The sequence below is a fragment of the Herpetosiphonaceae bacterium genome (assembly GCA_036374795.1).
Taxonomy (GTDB): Bacteria; Chloroflexota; Chloroflexia; order Chloroflexales; family Kallotenuaceae; genus LB3-1.
In genome coordinates this window covers 1-21,946 of the sequence record DASUTC010000358.1, presented here as the reverse complement: position 1 = coordinate 21,946, position 21,946 = coordinate 1, and the positions used below count along the sequence as shown (strand labels likewise).

Annotated in this window: 20 protein-coding genes; 10 read left to right on the top strand and 10 right to left on the bottom strand. The window is 62.4% G+C overall.

Annotation, left to right across the window (positions count from 1 at the left end):
- Nucleotides 1–20: 20 nt before the first annotated feature.
- The 4 genes from VFZ66_28720 to VFZ66_28705 all read left to right on the top strand — a co-directional run bounded on the left by VFZ66_28720 (nt 21) and on the right by VFZ66_28705 (nt 3,057).
- Entirely contained in the window at nt 21–452 is a 432-nt protein-coding gene (locus tag VFZ66_28720; GenBank protein HEX6293200.1) for a hypothetical protein, read from the top strand.
- A gap of 70 nt (nt 453–522) precedes the next feature.
- Nucleotides 523–1,176: a hypothetical protein gene (locus VFZ66_28715; protein HEX6293199.1), complete on the top strand. Its 654-nt coding sequence runs from the start codon at nt 523–525 to the stop codon at nt 1,174–1,176.
- A 21-nt stretch (nt 1,177–1,197) separates the two neighbouring features.
- Nucleotides 1,198–2,769 (top strand): radical SAM protein, encoded by a 1,572-nt coding sequence (locus VFZ66_28710; GenBank protein ID HEX6293198.1) that lies wholly within the window; start codon nt 1,198–1,200, stop codon nt 2,767–2,769.
- A gap of 15 nt (nt 2,770–2,784) precedes the next feature.
- The gene (locus VFZ66_28705) at nt 2,785–3,057 is read left to right on the top strand and encodes a hypothetical protein (protein ID HEX6293197.1); all 273 of its coding nucleotides are present in this window, start codon (nt 2,785–2,787) and stop codon (nt 3,055–3,057) included.
- 18 nt (nt 3,058–3,075) lie between these two features.
- Here the strand turns inward: VFZ66_28705 and VFZ66_28700 are convergent, their stop codons facing one another.
- The 5 genes from VFZ66_28700 to uvrA all read right to left on the bottom strand — a co-directional run bounded on the left by VFZ66_28700 (nt 3,076) and on the right by uvrA (nt 11,860).
- The gene (locus tag VFZ66_28700) at nt 3,076–3,654 is read right to left on the bottom strand and encodes an acyltransferase (GenBank protein HEX6293196.1); all 579 of its coding nucleotides are present in this window, start codon (nt 3,652–3,654) and stop codon (nt 3,076–3,078) included.
- Nucleotides 3,655–3,656: 2 nt separating this feature from the next.
- Entirely contained in the window at nt 3,657–4,658 is a 1,002-nt protein-coding gene (locus VFZ66_28695) for a site-specific DNA-methyltransferase (GenBank protein ID HEX6293195.1), read from the bottom strand.
- Between the two features lie 232 nt (nt 4,659–4,890).
- Complete coding sequence (locus VFZ66_28690; GenBank protein ID HEX6293194.1) at nt 4,891–7,347, bottom strand: PxKF domain-containing protein; 2,457 nt, start codon at nt 7,345–7,347, stop codon at nt 4,891–4,893.
- Nucleotides 7,348–7,475: 128 nt separating this feature from the next.
- On the bottom strand, nt 7,476–8,024 hold the full coding sequence (locus VFZ66_28685; protein ID HEX6293193.1) for a tail fiber protein: 549 nt from the start codon (nt 8,022–8,024) through the stop codon (nt 7,476–7,478).
- Between the two features lie 557 nt (nt 8,025–8,581).
- Nucleotides 8,582–11,860, bottom strand: coding sequence for an excinuclease ABC subunit UvrA (uvrA, locus tag VFZ66_28680; GenBank protein HEX6293192.1), 3,279 nt, complete (start codon nt 11,858–11,860; stop codon nt 8,582–8,584).
- A gap of 374 nt (nt 11,861–12,234) precedes the next feature.
- Here uvrA and rph point away from each other — a divergent pair, with 374 nt between their 5' ends.
- From rph to VFZ66_28660, 4 genes are all read left to right on the top strand, one after another.
- Nucleotides 12,235–12,954 (top strand): ribonuclease PH, encoded by a 720-nt coding sequence (gene rph / locus VFZ66_28675; protein ID HEX6293191.1) that lies wholly within the window; start codon nt 12,235–12,237, stop codon nt 12,952–12,954.
- A 190-nt stretch (nt 12,955–13,144) separates the two neighbouring features.
- Nucleotides 13,145–13,996 (top strand): dTDP-4-dehydrorhamnose reductase, encoded by an 852-nt coding sequence (rfbD, locus tag VFZ66_28670; protein ID HEX6293190.1) that lies wholly within the window; start codon nt 13,145–13,147, stop codon nt 13,994–13,996.
- A complete protein-coding gene (locus VFZ66_28665; protein HEX6293189.1) occupies nt 13,993–14,940 on the top strand; it encodes a glycosyltransferase family 2 protein in 948 nt (315 codons plus the stop codon). Before rfbD ends, VFZ66_28665 begins: the two co-directional genes overlap by 4 nt.
- Nucleotides 14,941–14,948: 8 nt before the next feature.
- Nucleotides 14,949–15,737 (top strand): dolichyl-phosphate beta-glucosyltransferase, encoded by a 789-nt coding sequence (locus VFZ66_28660; GenBank protein ID HEX6293188.1) that lies wholly within the window; start codon nt 14,949–14,951, stop codon nt 15,735–15,737.
- A 75-nt stretch (nt 15,738–15,812) separates the two neighbouring features.
- On the opposite strand, the gene VFZ66_28655 is transcribed toward VFZ66_28660, so the two are convergent.
- The 5 genes from VFZ66_28655 to VFZ66_28635 all read right to left on the bottom strand — a co-directional run bounded on the left by VFZ66_28655 (nt 15,813) and on the right by VFZ66_28635 (nt 20,582).
- Nucleotides 15,813–16,730: a slipin family protein gene (locus tag VFZ66_28655; protein ID HEX6293187.1), complete on the bottom strand. Its 918-nt coding sequence runs from the start codon at nt 16,728–16,730 to the stop codon at nt 15,813–15,815.
- Between the two features lie 104 nt (nt 16,731–16,834).
- Nucleotides 16,835–18,163 carry an NfeD family protein gene (locus tag VFZ66_28650; GenBank protein ID HEX6293186.1) on the bottom strand — a complete coding sequence of 443 codons (1,329 nt, stop codon included), beginning with the start codon at nt 18,161–18,163 and terminating at the stop codon, nt 16,835–16,837.
- A gap of 39 nt (nt 18,164–18,202) precedes the next feature.
- Nucleotides 18,203–18,460 carry a DUF951 domain-containing protein gene (locus VFZ66_28645; protein HEX6293185.1) on the bottom strand — a complete coding sequence of 86 codons (258 nt, stop codon included), beginning with the start codon at nt 18,458–18,460 and terminating at the stop codon, nt 18,203–18,205.
- Nucleotides 18,461–18,493: 33 nt separating this feature from the next.
- Complete coding sequence (gene mazG / locus VFZ66_28640) at nt 18,494–20,035, bottom strand: nucleoside triphosphate pyrophosphohydrolase (protein HEX6293184.1); 1,542 nt, start codon at nt 20,033–20,035, stop codon at nt 18,494–18,496.
- 175 nt (nt 20,036–20,210) lie between these two features.
- On the bottom strand, nt 20,211–20,582 hold the full coding sequence (locus VFZ66_28635) for a response regulator (GenBank protein HEX6293183.1): 372 nt from the start codon (nt 20,580–20,582) through the stop codon (nt 20,211–20,213).
- A gap of 149 nt (nt 20,583–20,731) precedes the next feature.
- Here VFZ66_28635 and VFZ66_28630 point away from each other — a divergent pair, with 149 nt between their 5' ends.
- The gene (locus VFZ66_28630) at nt 20,732–21,232 is read left to right on the top strand and encodes an NYN domain-containing protein (protein ID HEX6293182.1); all 501 of its coding nucleotides are present in this window, start codon (nt 20,732–20,734) and stop codon (nt 21,230–21,232) included.
- A gap of 411 nt (nt 21,233–21,643) precedes the next feature.
- Nucleotides 21,644–21,946: LysE family transporter (locus tag VFZ66_28625; GenBank protein HEX6293181.1), on the top strand; the 303-nt coding region annotated here is incomplete at its 3' end.

Sequence of the window (21,946 nt, the reverse complement as noted above, 5' to 3'; positions counted from 1 at the left end):
TAGATGCAGAAAGGACCAGCATGGCTACCTTGGGACGGGCGATTGCCATCGCCGCGCAGGCGCACCAGGATCAGATCGACAAGGCGGGCGCGCCCTACATGCTCCACCCGATGCGCATGCTGATGCGGATGAGCACCGAGACTGAGATGATCGTCGCCGTGCTTCACGATCTGGTCGAAGATACTGACTGGACCTTCGAGCAGCTTCGCGAGGAGGGCTTTGCCGAAGAGGTGATCGAGGCGCTGCATTGCCTCACGCGGCAAGCGCACGAGACGTATGAGGCATTTATCGAGCGCGCGAGCACCAATCCCATCGCTCGCAGCGTGAAACTGGCCGATCTCGAAGATAATATGGACCTGCGACGCATCGATACAGTCACCGACAAAGACCTTGAGCGGCTCAAAAAATATCATCGCGCGCGACAGTTCTTGATGCGGCTCCACAATCGCTGATCCGCGCCATATTGACAGGCTGCGTATAATGGCCCACATTCCGATCGCCGCTTAGCGCTTGTGAGGCCGCATGACAAACCAGCCGCAACTCGACGCCCTGATTGGCTACATTCAGCAGCATCGTCAAAGCGCCGATCGCGCGGCGATCCGGCAGCGACTCCTTCAGGACGGCGCAGATCCGCAACTGGTCGAGCAGGCCCTCGCCCAGGTCTACGGCGCGGAGCCGGCGGCGCAGCCGATAGCGCCCGATAGCCAGGCGGCTGATCAGCCTGACTCGGTGGAGCGGATCACGGCGTATCTGGAGCAGCACCGCCAGACCTACACCCAGGAGGCGCTTCGCCAGAAGCTGCTGGCCGACGGCCACGAGCCCCAGGCGGTCGATCTGGCAGCCGCGCAGGTCTACGGCTTCGCGGTGCGGCCCTCAGGCAAGCCGGAGGTTTCCGACAGAAGGACGGTCGTCCTGACCGCGCTCGGCCTTTTTGTGCTGAACTATGTCGTCTGGATGGCGCTGGGCCTGATAAGCTTCAACGTCGCGCCGATTGAAATCCTGTGGCTGATCCCCACGCTGGTCGTGCTTGAGATCGCCGCAGCCGTCGCAGCACGGACACGCAGCCGGGCGGTAGCGCGGGGCCTGGCCTGGGGCATTGCGATCTCGATGCTGCCGGTGGTCGCGCTGGCGCTGTTCTTCGGCATCTGTCTCGCGATCATCTACAGCAGCTATTGATGCGACAGCAAAGGATCTCGTATGCCCGGCATGCCGCTCCGCACCGATCGCATTTTACGCTACGTCAACGCATTCTGCCCCGCCTGCCATGCCGAGCAGCCCGATCGACCGCTGGCAGAGGTGCAGCGGCTCGGCGGCTATCTCGCCGAAGACGAAGGACGGGTCTGGCTGGTGCGGGGCTGTCCCCGGCACGGCAAGATCGCCACGCTCTACGACGAATCGCCGGAGATTCTGCGCTACCTGGAAGAGTGGACCGCGCCGACGAAAGCCCACACGCCGGATACGCCCAATAACTGGGACGCTGTGCCGGGCACGTATCTGCGCGGCCTGGGCGAGATGCAGACGCAGCATACCTGCATTTTGCTTGAGGATATTACCCAGCACTGCAACCTGTGCTGTCCCAACTGCTTCGCCGCGTCGTCGCCTGAGCTGGCGGGCGTGGTGCCGGTGGCGGAGATTCTCGCCAATATCGATCAGCGGCTAGAGCGAGAAAACGGCCAGCTCGACGTGCTGATGCTCAGCGGCGGCGAGCCTACGCTGCACCCGCAGTTGCCGGAGCTGCTGGAGCAGGTGATGCGGCGCAACATCATCCGCATCCTGATCAACTCGAACGGCATCGAGATCGCGCAGAACGATGCGCTGCTGGCGTTTCTCGCCAGGCACAACCAGCGGATCGAGGTCTATCTTCAGTTCGACGGCTTCCGGCTCGAAACGCATCGCTACCACCGCAGCGCCGACCTGCGGCGGATCAAGCAGCGGGCGATCGAGCGGCTTACGGCGAGCGGCATCTTTACGACGCTGACCATGACCGCCGCGCTGGGCGTCAACGACGACGAGATCGGCGCGGTGGTGCGCTACGCGCTGGACACGCCCTTTGTCGGCGGCGTGTCGATCCAGCCGCAGTTCGGCTCAGGCCGCGCCCAGCCGCTCGATCCGCGCCATCGCCTGACCCATACCGGCGTGCTGGCCCGGCTTGGCCCGCAGACCGGCGACCTTGTCACCTGGCGCGATCTGACCGCGCTGCCGTGCTCGCACCCGCACTGTTGCAGCGTCGGCTACATGCTCCAGACCGACCAGGGCGAGTGGAGGTCGCTGGTCGGGATCATCGGCCACGATCAGCTCAAGCAGCATCTCGATCTCGTCAGCAATCGCATCGCCGACCGCGAGATTCCCGCGCAGATGCGCGAGCTGGTCAAGCAATCGCTGCTCGGCCTGCTGAGCGAACAAAGCTCGCTGACGCACCCGACGATCACCGATCTCTTTCGTAACATCTGCGACAACTGCGATCTCGGCCTGAGCACGATGCTGCGGATGGCCGGTAGCGCGCTGCTGGGACGGCAAGACCGGCTGCGCGAGCTGCTTGGACGGCGTATCAAGCGCATTACGGTCAAGCCGTTCATGGACATGCACACGATGCTTGAGGAGCGGCTGCTGCAATGCTGCGTGCATGTCGGCGCGCAGAGCGAGGCGCAGCATCAGTGCGTGCCCTTCTGCGCGATCCAGGCGTGGCCGCAGCTTGGCCGGATGAAGCTCGCCGAGCGCGCGCTGCGCCAGCAGGCACCAGCTATTCCCTTGGTCGACATGGCTCCGTAAGCGAGGAGAGGTACCGTGCAGCGTTCCGAATCAACAGTCTTCGACCCGATACGATTTTGCGTCTTTACGACCGTCGCGCTGATCGCCTGGGCCTTCGGGCCGCCCTTCGCCGTAGCGCTGATGAGCGGCCTCGGACTGTGGGCCTACGCCAACGCCTGGCGACAGGGATTGCGCCAGAGCAAATGCTTCCTGCGCGATCCACGGCTGATCATGGGCTACCTCGGCACCACCTTTGTGCTCGGCCTGATCTTCACTGTGCGCGGCATCGTGCAGCTATTCGGCGGATGAGTTCAACATTCCTTTGTTCTACCCTTCATCCACCCCCCGCACCACGCGCGCCGGATTGCCCGCCACGATCACATCGGGCGGCACGTCGCGCGTCACCACGGCGCGGAAGCCGACCACCGAGTTCGCGCCGATCGTCACGCCCTTGAGCACTACCGTCTGCCCGGCCAGCCACACATTATCGCAGACCGTAATCGGCGCGCTGTGGACAGGCGCGTATGGATTGGTCGTGCGGTCGCGGCGGACGCTGTGAAAATCGGTATCGACCAGCAGCGTCGAGCCCAGGATGCAGTGATCGCCGATGGTGATGCCGCGCTTCGCCATCAGCCCTACGCCGTTGAGCCGCACATGCGAGCCGATCGCGATCGTCACGTCGGGGCCGTACGTGATGATCACATTGCGCTCCTCGTGCGCCCAGGCGTTGACATGCGCGCCGAAGATCACGCGGCCCGGCCCTTTGATCACCAGCTTGCGATTCGCCTGAAAGCCGGGGCCGAACTGCACCCGATCGCCGCGCAGCAGCCGGTACTTGGCGACGACGTAGGCCGTTAGCGCCCGCACGATCGCCCACTTCGCGACCGCCTTCAACCCTTGCAGCATGATCACTCGTCTCCGGTAAGCTGGGACGGCGGCGTCGCGACCGTGGAGTAGCGCCAGACGCGCACATCGGGACACGGATCGAGGCCACGCAGCCGCAGCAGCGTCTTCTCGATCGCGACCGGATTGCTGTCGCAGAGCGTGGTATGCCGCCCAAGCTGCGCGCCGACGACGCCGGTCGTGCCTGAGCCGCCGAAGAGATCAAGGATCGCATCGCCGGGCGCGCTCGACGCAAGGATCACCCGCCGGAGCAGCGCCTCCGGCTTCTGCGTCTCGTAGCCGACCCGCTCACCATGCAGCCGCGCGACCACCGGAAAATACCACCAGTCTTCGGGAACCTTGCCGCGCTCCAGATCGGGCACCTTGCCAAAGCCCGCCTTGCGGCTGCTGCGAAACGTCCGCACCGTCGACTCGTCGTAGGGCGTGCGCACGGCATCGGCGTTGAAATAGTAGGCCCGGCTCTTGGTATAGACCAGGATCGTGTCGTGCTTGCGCTTGAAGGCCGAGGTGATCGGCGACGGGCCGTGGTAGCACCAGATGATCTCGTTGAGAAAGCGCGACCGACCAAACAGCCGATCGAGCAGCACCTTGACGTAGTGAACCGCGTGCCAGTCGAGATGCACGTAGAGCGTGCCGTCGTGCGCCAGTAGATCGCGGGCTACGACCAGACGCAGCTCAAGCCAGCGCAGATACGCCTCCAGATCGTCGTCGTCGTCATAGGCATGGATCGCCTGTGACTGGACGCCTTTCGCGCCGTTGACGCGCGCCGCGTAGCGCTTGCCGCTGGCAAAGGGCGGATCGAGATAGATCAGCCGAAACGCCGCGCCGCGCGCCAGCAGCCAGTTACCAAGCGCCAGATTATCGCCGCAGAAGAGATCGGCGTGGACCGCGCCGGGCGACGCCTGCCACACCAGCGGCAGCGGCGTCGGCTCGACATCACGGTGTTGTGTTCGCAGTTCAGGCAGATCGAACGACTGATAGTTATGCTCGAAAGCGCCGCGCCCCATGATTGAGTCCTTGTTGAAACGGAAGTTAGCATAGCGCACACTATAGCCGCTGGATCGTGCGAATGTCAAAATTCGGAGCACGCGACGAGCCGGATCTTGGGAGATCCGGCTCATGCGATTCATGTTGAAGAAGCTCTGATCGGCTGTGGTGCCGCGTTGCAGCGCCGCCGATGCGACCGATTTCGAGCGGAGGAAGCGCTGGCGAGAACAGCGCTCCCTCGCCCGAAGGCGCTTACTTGGTAAACCTGAACTCCGCGACATACTCACTGCCGTCAGCCAGCTTGACGATCAACTGGCGGCAGGTGTTGGCCCAGGATTTTTCCGTCTTCCAGATGTAGGTGTACTGATCGGTCGTTGCATCGTAGGAAAGGCCGCTCGATCCTGGTGCCGAGATCTCCTCGATGGTATCGATCGGATCGCTGGAGTCGCAGGTGATCTTCCGCGACACAGGATAGCCGCTCCAGAAGATGTCGAGGCCCTGGTAGCCGTCGAGGCTAAACTTGATCGGGATCGAACGGCCCGCCTTCACGGAGTTCAACACCGGCGGGTTATCGACTGGCGGGAAGAAGCCGGTGAAGTTGTAGACCACGGTGCTGGTTGGCGTCGGCGTCGCAGTATTCGTCGGCGTGTTGGTTGGTGTATTGGTCGGCGTCGGCGTCGCGGTATCCGTCGGCGTGTTGGTCGGCGTCGGCGTCGCAGTATCCGTCGGCGTATTCGTCGGCGTGTTGGTCGGCGTCGGCGTCGCGGTATCCGTCGGCGTATTCGTCGGCGTCGGCGTCGCGGTATCGGTTGGCGTATTCGTCGGCGTGTTGGTCGGCGTCGGTGTGGCCGTATCGGTTGGCGTGTTGGTCGGCGTGTTGGTCGGCGTCGGCGTGGCCGTATCCGTCGGCGTATTCGTCGGCGTTGCCGTCGGCTGCGGAATGACCGTGATTGTTACCAGCGCCACGTCGGTGCCTGTGCCGTCAGTTGCCGTGTAGTAGAGCGTATCGGTGCCGGCATAGCCCGCTGGCGACGTGTACACCAGCCGATCGTCGGTCAGATTGGCGGGCGTGCCATTGTCGTTGCGGGTAACAGTGCCGCCTCGGAACGAGGTGAAGGTGAAGTATTGGAGTCCGACCGGCGTCCCGTTCGGATCGAGATCGTTCGCCAGCACATTGATCGTCGTGGGCGTGCCGCTCATGGCGCTTGCCGTGTCGTCCTGGGCGACTGGCGGGTCCATGGCAGCCGGTGCTGCAACTGTGCCACGTGGAATAATGCTGATCGTGCCGTTGACCAGAATCGATCCCGCCGCGCTTGGATTATCCGCCGCCACGTTTTGCTCGACCGTCAGGGCCGGATTGCCTTCGAGCTGGAAGGTTCCCAACTGATGCAGCAGCCGAATCTCGCGGTTGGTAGCGGGCGTGGCCGTCGTCGCTGTGTTGTTGGTGAGCGCCAGCCGCAGGAGCGCGCTTGCATTGTTGGTGCGGAACAGGAAGCCCGCTTCGTTGGCGCTGGTGAACGTCACCGTGTTGGTGAAGGTATTGTTGCGCACCGTCGCATCAATATCGATGCTGTCATCTGCGAGGATGTACAGGCCGGATGCCGCGATGTTGGTCAACTGGTTGCCCTCGACCAGCACGTTCATCGTACCATTCAGGTTGGTATTGTTGTTGATGCCTGGGATGATCGCGATGCCGCGATCGAAGTCGTTGTTGCCGATGTTGGTCAGGGTATTACCCATGATCCTGGCGACGATACGCGGCGTGCTGGGTGTTGCCACGATACCGCCCATGAACACCGAAATACCGTTACCGCTGCTGACATTGCTGATCGTGTTGTTGTTGATCGCAACGTCGAGCAGCGCGGTCGTGGAGCCGTTGAGCGTTTCCGCCACGATCGCCTGGTCAACCGTGGTGATGGTGTCGATCGTGTTGCCGACGATCTGTGCCCGCACTTGCGCGGCCTCGTTCGCCGCGACGACGACAGCCCGGCTCTCAAGCTGTGTCAGCGTATTGCCGACAATCGTGGCCCGCCCGTTGACGGTCCCGCGCATCTCAATCGAGATCGCCTGATCCGTGGTGTTGCCGTGGGTGCCGTCGTCGGAGATCGTATTCGAGACAATCGTAAAGGTTGGCTGCGCGCTACCCTGAGCGACCGCTAAAATCGCGTCGTTCGAGATGTTGCGGAAGGTGTTGTTGTACAGTACGACGTTGGGAGCGCCGCTGCCGATCGTTAGCTCCAGGCCGTTGTGCAGACTGGTGTCGGAGCCGATCGGACCGAAGGTGCTGTTGACGATCAGCAGGCTGTTGAAGCTGCTCAACCGAATGCCGTCCTCATTGCTGGTGGAGAAGCGCAGGCCGTTGATGATCAGGCTACCGTTGAAAGCACCACTCTGGGTGATCTTGGTGCCCGTACCAGTGAGGTTTACAGTGCCGGGACCATCGACAGCGACGAGCTGGAGGTTGCCGGTTGCGCCACCGATGGCGCTGCCCATGAGACTGAGGTTAAGATTTTCGTTGTAGGTGCCAGTTTTGATGGCGATGGTGTCATCAGGGCTGGCGTTGTTGATGGCCGCCTGGATCGTCGTATAGTTGCCACCACCACCCGGATTGACAACGATGGTGGCGGCTGAGACAGGTGTTGCCGCTGGGAAGAGCAGCAGGGCCATCAGCACGATCACGCCGACCATCCACGGGGCCTGTTTACGCATGAGTGAGTACTCCTTTTCGCTCGCGAGGTACCACGCGGACACACCCGGCACAACGTAGTCAAAGTCAGAATCGCTGAAGACGCGGAGTTTGAGGCAAAAGCAGCGCCTCCATCGCCAGGAGGATACGCCTAGTTACGTGATGGGAAGATACCTTCCATACAAATAATATAGTTAACGCCAAGGTAGGGCTGCATATTGTTATGGGGCTGGCTACCACCCGCAACGCCGACCACGACTTGTACGGCACCGGGATTCATCGCGGTGTTGGTAGTGGTGTTGTAGGGTGCGCCGCTGGCAACCGAACTCCAGTAGTTGTTGGTTGGCACAGAGCTGTTACCGCCGCCTCCAAAGCCCTCGTCAAACGCATGATTCGTGACCTGGGTGGTATGGTTATGGGCTGGCATCTCGGTGATGATCAGCGTGTGCGTCGGTTCGCCCGACATCTGACCAAGATTCACGGCTGGCAATCCAGGACCCTGACCCGGACTAACCGCCACACGTCCGCGCAGATCCGGGAGGGCGAAGGTTGTTTGTCCGTTGCCGCCATAGGTGGTGCCTAACAGGGCGAAGAGCGCCGTGTTCTGCGCGATCGAGAGGATTTGGCCGTTGCAAAAAGCCCAACCCCGTGGCGCAAAATTGCCAGCAAACAACCGGATTTCGGCGATGTAGCCTTCCATAACAAGACCCTCCTTCAGGGCGCTAGCGTGAAATGACCGCCTGCTCAACAAATTCCGCTACCGAGATCTCGTGAGGATACTCAATCGTTTGAGTGCGTGGGATAGCGAACGTGGGGAACATGACCGGTGCTTGGCCCATCGGTGAGCACTGGCTTAGGGAAACTTCGCACTACACAGAACGACAGGCTCTAATACAAGCGATCAGAATGGAACTGCTATAGGCAGATCTGGAGCGGCTTCATAAAACTCAGGCGTGTCACAAACGGGACACGCGAGGTGGTATCAGCATCGGGATAGCAAGAGCACGCTCGTGTGTGCGTTAATAGGACGTTTGAGGGGATGTGGGAGTTGAATGCCGCGCTCTATATCTCTATGCTCTACGGTTGTACAAACATCTCTAAGAGTAGCTGGTGCATCGTACGTGAGGATGTTGCTCCACTATACCATACTCGTCTATCAAAAAGCTAGCATTTTATTCGTGCTCATTGGAATTGATAGAATCGAACAGGATAGCCATCTGGCTATCCTGCTCCGCTTGGATCTGGATTTGCGCTGGCTCACGCTGCGACATCGACCTTGCGCGGACGACCTTTGCGCTTCGCTGGTGCGACGCCATTGGCCTTGCCGTTCGTCGCGCCATTCGCCTTGCCATTGGTGTGCGCGGCTCCGTCGTCGGGCTGCGCCAGGTCGGGCGCGCACCACGCGCCCTCGATCGACGGCACATCGCCGTGCAGCACGTCGAGATGGATCGTCGCCGACGCTTTCGCCAGCATATCCTTGACGAACTGGCCGGTATGCGACTCCGCCACCTGCGCGATCTGCTCCGGCGTGCCCTGGGCGATGATCAGGCCGCCGCCAGCGCCGCCCTCCGGCCCCATATCGATCACCCAGTCGGCGGTTTTGATCACGTCCAGGTTATGCTCGATCACCAGCACCGTGTTTCCGGCATTCACCAGCCGATGCAGCACTTGCAGTAGATGCTGCACGTCCGCAAAGTGCAGCCCCGTCGTCGGCTCGTCCAGAATATAGATCGTGCGGCCCGTCGCGACCCGGCACAGCTCTTTTGCCAGCTTGACGCGCTGCGCCTCGCCGCCGGAGAGCGTCGTCGCCGACTGTCCAAGCTTGATGTAGTCCAGGCCCACGTCGTGCAGCGTTTGCAGAATGCGCCGGATGCGCGGCACGTTCTCGAAGAACTGAAGCGCGGTCTGCACGTCCATATCCAGCACATCGGCGATCGTCTTGCCCTTGTACTTGACCTGAAGCGTCTCGCGGTTGTAGCGCTTGCCCTTGCAGACATCGCACGTCACCCACACGTCCGCCAGGAAGTGCATCTCGATCTTTTTCTCGCCGTTGCCCTCGCACGCCTCGCAGCGCCCGCCCTTGACGTTGAACGAGAAGCGGCCAGGCTGATAGCCGCGCAGCTTGGCCTCCGGCGACTGAGCAAAGACCTCGCGGATCAGATCGAAGAGCTTGACGTAGGTCGCCGGATTCGAGCGCGGCGTGCGTCCGATCGGCTGCTGATCGATGTCGATCACCTTGTCGAGCTGCTCAAGGCCGTCCAGCGCGCGATGCCTGCCCGCGCGGAGCTGCGCCCGGTTGAGTCGCGCCGCCAGCGCGGGATAGAGCGTCTCGGTGATCAGCGACGACTTGCCCGACCCCGACACGCCCGTGACCGCCGTCAGCACGCCCAGCGGCACCTGGATGTCGATGTCGCGCAGGTTATTCTGCTGCGCCCCGCGCAGATCGAGCCACCCAATCGGCTGGCGGCGCTCGGTCGGCACCGCGATCTCTATGCTGCCCGACAGGTACGCCCCCGTCAGCGTATCGCTCGCGGCGACCTCGGCGGGCGTGCCCTGCGCGACCACCTCGCCGCCGTTGATGCCAGCGCGCGGCCCGAAGTCGATGATCCAGTCGGCGGTGTGCATCGTCTCTTCGTCGTGCTCGACCACCAGCACCGTGTTGCCTAGGTCGCGCAGCTTGGTCAGCGTATCGATCAGCTTGCGGTTGTCGCGCTGGTGCAGGCCAATGCTCGGCTCGTCCAGAATATACATCACGCCCACCAGCCCCGACCCGATCTGCGAGGCCAGCCGGATGCGCTGCGTCTCGCCGCCGGAGAGCGATGGAGCGGATCGATCCAGCGTCAGATAGTGCAGGCCCACGTTGAGCAAGAAGCCCAGCCGCTCGCGGATCTCCTTGAGGATCTCCCCCGCGACCGCCAGCTCGTAGTCGCCCAGCCGCTCGGTGCTGGCGATCGTCGGGCCGATGCTCTCCGCGTCGAGCTGCCCGTACCAGCGGTCTGTCTCGCCGGAGAGCTTGCAGGCCCAGCCATACGCCTGATCGATCGTCAGCGCGGTCATATCTTTGATCGACAGGCCGCCGATCGTCACCGCCAGGCTTTCTGGCCGCAGCTTCGCGCCGTGACACGCCGGACACGGCTGTTCGCTCATATACGCCCGGTAGTACTCCTGCATCCCATCCGAGCCAGTCTGGTGAAACCGCCGCGTGATCTCGCTCGACAGACCTTCCCAGGGCCGCAGATACTCGCCCCGCGATCCGGCGCTGTCCCACGAGAAGCGAATCCGCTCCTTGCCAGATCCGAAGATCAAGGCCTGCTTGATGTGATCGGACAGATCCTTCCACGGCGCGTCCAGGCTAAAGCCGTAGTGTCGCGCGATATGCACCAGCGCGCGGTAGCCCCACGAGTCTTTCTTTTTGCGCAGCTCGCCCCAGTAGATCACCGCGCCCTCATGCAGCGAGAGCAGCGGATTGGGCACGATCAGGTCGGGATCGACTTCAAGGCGCGTCCCCAGACCGGCGCAGGTTGGGCACGCTCCCTGCGGCGCGTTGAACGAGAACATCTGCGGCGTCAGCTCCATGAACGAGATGCCGCACTGCGCGCAGGCATAGTTCTCACTCATGACCCACTCGTCGGGATTATCCTGGTTGCGCAGGGTCAGCGCCGTCTGTGGCTGCTGCTCCTGCGCCTCCTCGCGGCGCTGGCGCTGGATGCTGATGATCACCTTGCCCTCGCCCAGCCGCAGCGCCGTCTCGATCGAGTCCGTCAGGCGCGTCACGAAATCAGCGTTCGGCTCCTCGCGCTGCTGCCAGGGCGTGCTCGGATCGTAGGCCGTCGGTGTCTCGGCCAGACCCACCAGCTCCGGCATCTCGTCGCCGGGCTGCCGCGCCTGTGCTTCGGGCGCTGGTATCGCCAGACGATCGACCACGATCTCGATCGAGTGCTTGACCTTTTTGTTGAGCTTGATCTCCTCGTGCAGATCGCGCACCTCGCCGTCGACGCGCACGCGGCTAAAGCCCTCTGCCCGCGCCTCGACAAAGATCTCTTTGTACTCGCCCTTGCGCGTCGAGACGACCGGAGCCAGGACCATGAAGCGCGTGCCCGGATCGAGCTGCAACACCCGATCGACCATCTGCTCTGCCGTCTGCGAGCCGATCTCGCGCCCGCACTGATGACAGTGCGGCACGCCGATCCGCGCGAAGAGCACGCGCAGATAGTCGTAGATCTCGGTGACGGTGCCGACCGTTGAGCGCGGATTTTTCGAGGCAGATTTTTGCTCGATCGCGATTGCCGGTGAGAGGCCGCCGATATAATCGACCTTGGGCTTCTCCATCTGGCCTAAGAACTGCCGGGCATACGACGAGAGCGATTCGACATAGCGGCGCTGGCCTTCGGCGTACAGCGTATCGAACGCGAGCGATGACTTGCCGGAGCCTGAAACTCCTGTCAGGACGACGAGCTTATCGCGGGGTATGTCGAGATCGATATTCTTGAGGTTGTGCTCGCGAGCACCTTTGATGACGATTCTATCCTTAGCCATGCAGCGCTTCTCCACCCATTGCCACGGAGATCCGAGCCGGGTATGGGCAATCGGTCTATGGCCCGCGTGCTACAGCAGGCAAAAAAAAGTCGCGGCTCATCCGACAGTGGCGAGGTATAAGATGGGCAGCGACACGAACACTTGTACCAAAGAAGTATAGCACTCATTTGCTTTACGATCAATGATACCGACTCCCGCGCACATCCACAAGCCGCTCACTTAACAGGCCGATTGCGGTCGCGGGTTCGGCGGGAAAAGCACAAAAGAACAAGGAAGCAACCTTGAACCTGGAACGTTGAACGCTGAACTCGCCTTGATTCTGGACTAGATAATGCTTGCTACAATACTCGCCAACGATGATAGAAGGAGGCTCCATGCAGCGCTCAGATGGCCGCAGACCCGATCAGCTTCGTCCAGTTGAGATCGTCGCCCATGTGCAAAAATATGCCGAGGGATCGGTCTTGATCAAGTGTGGCAACACGCACGTCCTGTGCAGCGCCAGCGTCGAGGCGGGCGTTCCGCCCTGGCTCAAAGGACGCGGCCAGGGCTGGATCACCGCCGAATACTCGCTTCTGCCGCGCGCCACGCATACCCGCACGCGCCGCGAGCGCAACGGAGCAAGCGGACGTACCCAGGAGATCCAGCGGCTGATCGGGCGCTCGCTCCGCGCCGCAATCGATCTCCAGCTCCTCGGCGAGCGTACGATCACCCTGGATTGTGATGTGCTTCAGGCAGACGGCGGCACACGCACAGCCGCGATCACCGGAGCCTATGTCGCCGTCGCCTACGCCGTCGAGACGCTGCTCAAAGACGGCACGCTCACCGTCTCGCCGCTGATCACTCAGATCGCTGCGATCAGCGTCGGCATCGTCGGCGGGCAGGCGCTGCTCGATCTGAGCTACGAGGAGGACAGCACCGCCGCCGTCGATTGTAACATTGTCCAGACGGGCAGCGGCGCGTTCGTCGAGGTACAGGGCACGGCAGAGGGGCAGCCCTTCGACCGGCGGCAGCTCGACGCGATGCTGGACCTTGGCACTCAGGGGATTCGTGAGCTGTTTCTGATCCAGCAGGCCAGCTTGCGTGCCGTGCCGTGAGCGCTGAGCGTACAAGAGGCCCTCACCCAGGTTCTTCGATGGTTGACAACCACGCCGCTATCCCCTACCATGCCCGCCGATCATGCCCCGCCAGGCCGGGGCTGTTGCCATGCCGGGCGCCCGGCATGGCACCCGGCGGTGGGCTTGCCCACAGAATCCCTGTTCTTAGATGAGGCAATAGGATAACAGCGTGCGTATTCTGATAACCGGAGCGCAGGGCCAGGTAGGACAGGCGCTCGTAGCTCGGCTCCAAGAGCACCATTCACTCATTCCTGGCAGCCATGCCACCCTCGACATCAGCGCAGCCGCCGCGACCGCCGCGATTGTCGAGCAGCAGCCCGATCTAGTGATTCACCCGGCGGCCTACACCAACGTCGACGGCTGCGCGCGCGATCCCGATCGGGCGCTGCTCGTGAACGGCCTGGGTACCAAGCACGTCGCGCTCGCCTGCCAGCAGCTCGATATTCCGCTCGTCTATATCAGCACCAACGAAGTCTTCAGCGGACGGGCAGCGCAGCCCTATCTTGAGTTCGATCGGCCTGAGCCGATCAACCCCTATGGCTACTCCAAATGGGTCGGCGAACACGTCGTCCAGCAGGTGCTCAAACGTTTCTATATCGTGCGCGTGGCCTGGGTCTTCGGCGGCGAGCGTAATTTTGTCCGTACGATCCTGCGCCTAGCCCAGGAGCGGCCCGAGCTCGCGGTGGTGGATGATGAGATTGGCAATCCAACCTACGCGCCCGACATCGCCGATGCTATCGCCCGCCTGATCGAGCATCCGGCCTACGGCACCTACCACTTCGTCAACGAGGGCTACTGCTCGCGATTCGAGTTTGCCCGCGAGATCCTACGGCAGAGCGGGCACACAGATGGTATACTAAAGCCGATTAAACTGGCTGAATATAAACGTGAGAGCACGCCCCCAGCTTTTGGTGCGCTCCGTAATTTTGTAGGTGCGACTGATCTTCAGATCCAGCTTCGTCCATGGCAGGCAGCGCTCGCTACATTTCTCTCCAGCCTTGCGGACAACCATAGCCAATGATTGATATTATTATCCCAAACTATAACGGAGTGGCGCTCCTGCCGGTGTGCCTGGATGCGCTGCGTCGCCAGACGCGCCGGGACTTCAAGATCACCGTCGTCGACGATGGCTCCAGCGACGGCTCGGTTGCGCTGCTGCGCGAGCGCTACCCTGAGGTGCAGGTGGTCGAGCTGGCGAAGAATAGCGGTCTTGCCAGGGCGATCAACCAGGCGATTGCCGTCACGCAGGGTGCGTACGTCGTGCTGCTCAACAACGATACCGAGGTCGACGAGCGCTGGCTGGCAGAGCTGGTCGGGGCGCTTGAGCAGCGCCCGGAGTATGCGTTTGCGGCCAGCAAGCTCCGCCTGTACGATCGGCGCGACGTGATTCACTCGGCGGGCGATGGCTACCGCATCGATGGGCTGCCCTTCAACCGTGGCGTCTGGGAGGTCGATCGCGGCCAGTACGATGCCTCGGTCGACGTATTCGGTCCGTGCGCGGGCGCGGCGGCCTATCGTCGTGCGGCGCTGGAAGCCGTAGCCGTCGATGGCCGAGTCTTTGATGAAGATCTGTTTATGTACTGCGAAGATGTCGACCTTAACATTCGTGCCCGGCTGGCTGGCTATCGCACGCTGTTTGTGCCAACGGCGATCGTGTATCATAAGCTGAGCGCGACCGGCGGCGGGCCACTTGCCAGCTATTATTGTGGGCGAAATTTTATCCTGGTCTGGAGCAAAAACATGCCGACCACAGCCGTCTCTAAATATTTTTTTGCGTTTCTCAAACGACAACTGCTGATCACGCTAGATGCCCTGCGCCACATCCGAGGAGCCGCTGCGCGCGCGCGGCTACGCGGCCAGATCGCGGGCCTGCGCGATCTGCCGCGCTTCATCGCCAAGCGCCGCGCGATCCGTGAGCGCCAGCGCCTTGCCGATGCTCAGTTTATCGCAGCGCTGCACAAGTAGAGGGAGCCGTGACGACACTTCTTTCCGTGGTAGTTCCCGCCTACAACGAAGAGCGACGTTTGCAGGCAACCCTCGAAGCAATCCTCGCCTTCGCCGCCGACCAGCCCTTCGACGCCGAGGTAATTGTGGTCGACGACGGCAGTACCGACGCGACCGTTCAGATCGCCGAGCGCATCCAGGCGACGCAGCCCAGGCTTCGCGTGATCCGCAACGACCATCGTGGTAAGGGCTACACCGTGCGCACAGGGATGCTGCTGGCTCAGGGCCGCTACATTCTCTTCACCGATGCCGACCTCGCGGTGCCAATGGACGAGTGGAGCAAGCTGCTGCCCGCCTTTGAGTCGGGCTATGACATTGCGATCGGCTCGCGGGAGGGGCTGGGCGCGCGACGCCTGGGCGAGCCCCGCTACCGTCACTTCATGGGGCGGATCTTCAACGCGGTCGTTCGGCTGATCGCGCTGGGCGGCATCCAAGATACCCAGTGTGGCTTCAAAGCCTTTCGACGCGAGGTAGCGCACCGGATCTTCAGCAGCGTGCAGCTCTATGGCGCGGACGCAAAGCTTGTGCAGGGCGCGGCGGTGACGGCCTTCGATGTCGAAGTGCTCTTCCTGGCGCGCAAGTTTGGCTACCGCATCAAAGAAGTGCCCGTCACCTGGCGCTATGGTGTCGAAACAAAAGTCGATCCGATCCGCGACTCGTGGCGGAACTTCTCGGATGTTGTCCGCGTGCGCTGGAACGATCTGCGCGGACGCTACACGGTCGTGCCGTCGTTGCCAAAAAAAACGACGAGTAAATGATGCCCAAATCATCATGTGGGGCACGGCGTGCCGTGCCCCTACGATCCGAATCCCCATGATGGTATAGGTGTAAGGTTACTCCGTGGGCGGAGCGCGATTCGGCTCAGGGCGGAGCTGCTGCGTGGCTGGCGCAGCCGGTCCTGCCTGCACCGCTGGCCGCTGTGATGCTCTGGCGGCATTCGCCTGCTGCATCGCGGCTCTTTTCAGCTCTACCTCCTCCGACGTGCCCATCATGCCCAGGAACGGACGAACAATATCGAGCGGGAAGGGAAAGAGAATCGTCGAGTTCTTCTCCGTCGCGACCTCAGTCAGCGTTTGCAGGTAGCGTAGCTGAAGCGTCACCGGCTCGTGGGCGATAATATCCGCCGCCGCCGCAAGCTGCTTGGATGCCTGGAACTCGCCCTCTGCGTGGATAATCTTGGCGCGCTTCTCGCGCTCGGCCTCGGCCTGACGCGCCATCGCGCGCTGCATCTGCTGCGGCAGCTCTACGTCTTTGACCTCGACGATCGTCACTTTCACGCCCCACGGCTCGGTTTGCTCGTCGATGATCTGCTGGATCTCGCTGTTGAGCCGCGCCCGATCGGCCAGGATCGTATCCAGCTCCACCTTGCCCATCACGCTGCGCACCGTGGTCTGCGCGATCTGCATCGTGGCGCGGATGTAGTCCATCACGTTGACGACGGCCTTGTTCGGATCGATCACCATGAAGTACAGCACCGCGTTGACCTTGATCGTCACGTTGTCGAGGGTGATCACCTCCTGCGCGGGAACGTCCATCGTCAGCACGCGCGTATCCACGCGGATCATGCGCTCGATCGGCGGCCAGACAAAGAAGAGGCCCGGCCCGCGCGCACCGACCAAACGGCCCAGCCGAAAGATCACGCCGCGCTCGTACTCAGGTATCACCCGAATTGCGGCGAACAGGTACATGAGTCCAATAAAGAAGAGGCCGCCCAAACAGAGCAGGATGCCCAAACCGCCTAACTCGGCCATCGTCGTATCCTTTCGTGATCTTGTTTCAAGTTTCAAGTTTCAAGTTTCAAGTGATTCCCTTTGTTCTTTGTTCTTTGTTCTTTGTTCTTTGTTCTTCGCTCTCGCTACTCCGCCTCCTGGCCTACTCTCCGTACATACAGCCGCAGCCCCTCGACGCCGACAACTTCTACAAAGTCGCCCACGGCGAACGGCCCATCATCGGTCCAGGCCGACCAGAGCGCGCCGTTGACAAAGACCTGCCCTTCGGGCGCGACCGTCTGGCGCACCTCCGCAACCTGCCCGATTAGTGCGTCGCGTCCCGTCACCGGCCTGCGGGCGCGCACCCGCACCGCCAGCGCGACCAGACCGCTTGCAGCGCCAGCCAGCACCAGCGCCACGCCCGCGATCACCAGCGACGACACGCCCAGGCCGGGCGTGCGCGCCGGATCGACGAGGTACAGCGCGCCGAGCACCAGCAGAATCAGCCCGGCGACGGTCAGGCCGCCATGCGACATGACCACATGCTCAAGACCAACGACGACTAGCCCGGCGGCCAGCAGCAGCACCGCCAGAGGCCGAACTTCGCCGAGCACAAAGCCAACCAGCGCCGCAACTACCAGGATTGCACCCGCGATGCCCGGAATACCCACGCCAGGATTCGCCAGCTCAAGATAGAGCGCGATACCGCCCAGCACAAACAGCACGAACGCGATCGATGGAAGCGCGAGCAGTTGGCCGAGCGACTCCCAGACCATCGGCTCGACGCGCTGCACCTGCGCCCCCAGCGTTTCGAGCGTGCGCGTCTCGCCATGAGCCAGCGTCACCCGCCGCCCTTGCAGACTTGCCAGCAGCTCATCCTCGGTCGCCACCACGTCGATCACCGGCGGATCTAACGCATGCGCCTGCTCGGCAGTGACGATCGCGCCGCTGCGCACGGCCTGCTCGATCCAGTCGGCGTTGTGCTGCCGCGCTTGTGCCCACGCGGTAAGCTGCTTGACGGCATCCTCGACGACCAACCGCTGCGTCGTGGGGGAAAAGTTGGAGGGAATATCGACCAGCGGCTCGGCAAAGCCAATCGTCGCGCCGGGAGCCATCGCCGCGACATGCGCCGCCGTCACCAGCAGCGTACCGACAGGGCCGCTGCGCCCGCCGCGCGGCGCGATATAGGCCACGACCGGAACGCGCGCTGCGGCCAGATCGCGCGCTAGCTGCCAGGTGCCGTCGAGCGAGCCGCCGCCGCGCACTTCGATCACCAGCGCCTTTGCGTTGGCGGCCTCCGCCTCACGCAGCGCGCGGCGCACCAGGCTGATCGCCGGAGTAGTCAGGCCCTGCTCCGCCGCCACGTAGTATACCTGGCCCTGGCTCTGCGCGCCGATCCCCGACGGCAGCAAGGCTACCAGGAACAAGTAGACCATCAGCCAGACGGCGAAGCAGGATTTTGAAAAACAATTCATGCAGTTATGTGTACGTTCGAGCGGGCGTGCAGTTCCACGTTATCGCGCGTCGCGTTCGGATGGAACGACCTGATCGGTCGGCGGATCGCCTGTGGTCGTGTCGGCTGCGCGCGCGAGCATGCGCTTGATGCGGCGCTCGCACTCCGAGCGCGGCAGCAGCACCTTGCGATCACAGGTCAGGCAGCGAATCCCAATATCCGCGCCGATCCGCACGATCCGCCACGTATCGCCACCACATGGATGCTGCTTGCGCATCTGTACAGTATCACCAACCTGGAGCGGTATCGGTCCTGGCATAGCTCATCCAATCAGGCACAGCGTTCGAGAGCCTCAGACTTCCATGCGTTTCGCCTGCTCCCACAGCACATCCAGCTCTTGCGGACTCATCTGTTTCAGATCGCGGCCTTCGGCCAGACCCTCACAGGCGGCGAAGCGTCGGCGGAACTTAGCGTTAGCCTCGCGCAGCGCCGTCTCGGCATCGACATCCAGCCACGAGGCCAGCCGCGATACAACGAACAGCAGATCGCCAAACTCCTCGCTGCGCTGCTCAGGCGCAGCCGAGTGAATCTCCTCGATCTCCTCATGCACCTTGGCCCAGACACCCGCCACATCGGGCCAGTCGAAGCCGACGTTGGCCGCTTTCTCGCCAAGCTTCTGCGCCGCCGCCAGCGCTGGCAGGCTGACCGGAATGCCGTCGAGCAGGCTGGCGCGAGTCTTGCCCTTCTGGGCGTGCTCCTGCGCCTTGATCGCCTCCCAGTTGCGCAGCACATCGGCGGTGCCGCCGACCGCAATATCGCCGAACACATGCGGATGCCGCCGGATCAGCTTCGTCGCAATATGCGCCGTGACATCGCCAAAATCGAAGTCTCCGGCCTGCCGCGCCATCTCGCTGTGCAGCATGATCTGAAGCAGCAGATCGCCAAGCTCCTCGCTGAGCGCTTCGGGATCGTTGGCGTCAAGCGCTTCCAGCACCTCGTGCGCCTCTTCCAGCAGGAATGGCCGCAGCGAGTGATGGGTCTGCTCGCGATCCCAGGGACAGCCCGCAGGCCCCAGCAGCCGCGCGATCACCCAGTGGATGCCATCGATCCCGCGCACATCCTCATGCACCGGCAGCGGCGGCAGATAGGCTACGGTCAGATGATCGAGCGCCGGATCGTGATCCAGCTCATGCAGCGCCACCGTGCCGACCTGCGTCTGGCCGTTGACGCCTGCCGCCCGCACGATCGTCACCGGATGCTCGGCGAGATAGCGCGCCAGCAGCGCGAGCTTGACCATCGAGGCGACGCGCCGGTTGTAAAGCTGCGCGATCAGCACCGGCTGCGTGGTCAGCACCGGAAACGGCAGCAGCGGCGGCTCGTACGGCCCGTGCCCTTGCAGCTCAGCCCAGGCGCGCGTTTCCGGCGTGGTAGCCGTTGGAAACGAGGCCGCGCCGCCAAACTCCAGCGCGTCGACCAGTTGCAGGCCGCGCTCGAAGGGATCGAGATCCAGCGCCTCGCAGACCGGCTCCAGAAACGAAAGACCGGCGATGATCCGCAGATCGATGCCGCGCTCACGGGCAAGCGCGCGGATCTGGCGCGTCGTCGCTTCGGCGACCAGCGGATGGCCGGGCACGGCGTACGTCACCGCCTCGCCGCGCGCAGCCCGCGCGACTAGCTCCTCGGCGATCCGGCGGTAGATCGCGGCGAAATCCGTCGCCGTCTCGTACAGCGCATCGAACGAGCGGATACGCAGATGGGCCGGAAGCTGCCCAACCGTCGGATGAACCTGTGTGCGCAGAGTCAGCTCTTCGATCTGCTGAAGATGAGCGACCGCCTCAGCCGTGAGCAGCTCGGCGCTGCCCGGCCCCAGCCCTAGAATAGTGAGTGTTGCCATAGATGCATATTCTACGGACGTGTGTACAATGTCCGATTATTACGTTCAGCTACGCTTGTAGTATAGCACGAGGCTCCTGCGATGACACATCGGGGCGATCCGACCGTAAACGGATCAACAAAATAAGCAGCGCCGCAGATGCGCTGCTTAGTGTTACCCGGATTGTGGAGTGGGACTACGACGAGTGCAGCGCGCGCCGGACAATCGCGGTGAGCGCCTCGATCTCGAAGGGCTTGGAGAAAAACGCGGCTGCTCCTGCCGCGCGGACCTTTGGTTCGACCTGGGAGCGAGCCGAGACGACAATCACAGGCACATCGGCATCCCGAGCGTGTGTCGCGGCGAGAATATCAAGCGCAGACGCGCCCGGCATGTGGTAATCTGTGATCACGAGCGTAAAGCTATGTTGTTGGAGCGCAGACAATGCCTCGGTGCCGCTTGTGGCCTGAACAATCACGGCGTTCGGCGCGACATTTTGCACAACTCGTACTAACAGTGCACGGATTTTATGGTCATCATCTGCGATCAGGATGTAATTGGGTGATGTCACAGTGGCCTCTTGCACAACGTGTTCATTAGCTATTGTGTCTGATCAAGGCCGAAGATGGTAGTAGTGTACGGGCGATCATATGACAGATCGATGACAGATCGCTCTGGGACAATAGCCGCGTTTTTGACCGCGTATCAGGTTGTCGGGCGATGCATTACATCATCGATGGACACAACTTAATCGGGCAGTGCCGCACCATCCGCCTCACCGATCCCGACGACGAGGCCCGGCTGGTGGACTATTTGCACCGCTGGGTGCTGCGCCATCACCGCCACCGGATCACCGTCGTCTTCGATGGCGGCGTGTACGGACATCCGCAGGCGCTTGAGCCGCCCGGCATCCGCGCGGTCTTTGCACGCTCGCCCCAGGACGCCGACGAGCGCCTGATCCGGCTGATCGACCGGGTGACAGAGCCCCGGCAGTACCGCGTCGTCACCTCCGATCGCTCGGTTGCGACCGTGGCGCATGCCAGGCAGATCGAGGTCATCCGCGCGGAGCGTTTCGCCGCCCAGCTTGAGCAGCCGACATCACCCGCCCGCAGCCGTAGGCCGCAGCGCCCACGTCCAGAGCCCAAGCTCTCCAAAGCCGAGGTCGATCGCTGGCTCAAAGAGTTTGGCGTAGACTCCGACGAGCCTGCGCCCGATGCCTGACGATCAACCTCTGCCCGGCCGATTGGTCCAATGGTCTATTGACAGCGACGCCTGCGGCTTGCTAGGCTGCCGCACAAGATGAAGCGTAGACGTGTGATGCATAAACGTGACGACATAGTGATCAGCAGCCCACAGCAGCAGCAAAACCTCGGATTCGTCTCCGATCGGAGGTCTGGATAGCTGCGCCCGTCGCGTTTCGTGTCGAGCACCCGCCAGACCACGATCGGTCAGGCGGGGTTTTTTTTATGGTCGGAATCACGCGAGAACAAAGGAACAAGAGAACAAAGGAACCGGGTGCCCTCTGGGCGCACAAAGGAACAAGGAAAACCTTGAACTCAAAACTCGAAACTTTGAACTTGAAACTTGAAACTTGAAACTTTGAACTTGAAACTCATACACCAGGAGCAAACGATGGACATGGAAGTACTCTTGCGGGGATGTCTCCTCGGCTTTTCGATCGCGGCCCCGGTAGGACCAATCGGGGTGCTTTGTATTCGTCGCGCGCTGACCGACGGACGCCGCAGCGCCTTTGTCTCCGGCCTGGGCGCGGCCACCGCCGACGCGGTCTATGGCTGTATCGCCGGATTTGGCCTGACCTTTATCTCCAGCCTGCTGCTCAGCCACTACCTCTGGCTGCGTCTGATCGGTGGCCTTTACCTCTGCTACCTTGGCCTCAAGACCTTTCTCAGCCCACCCGCCGACGATTCGGGAATC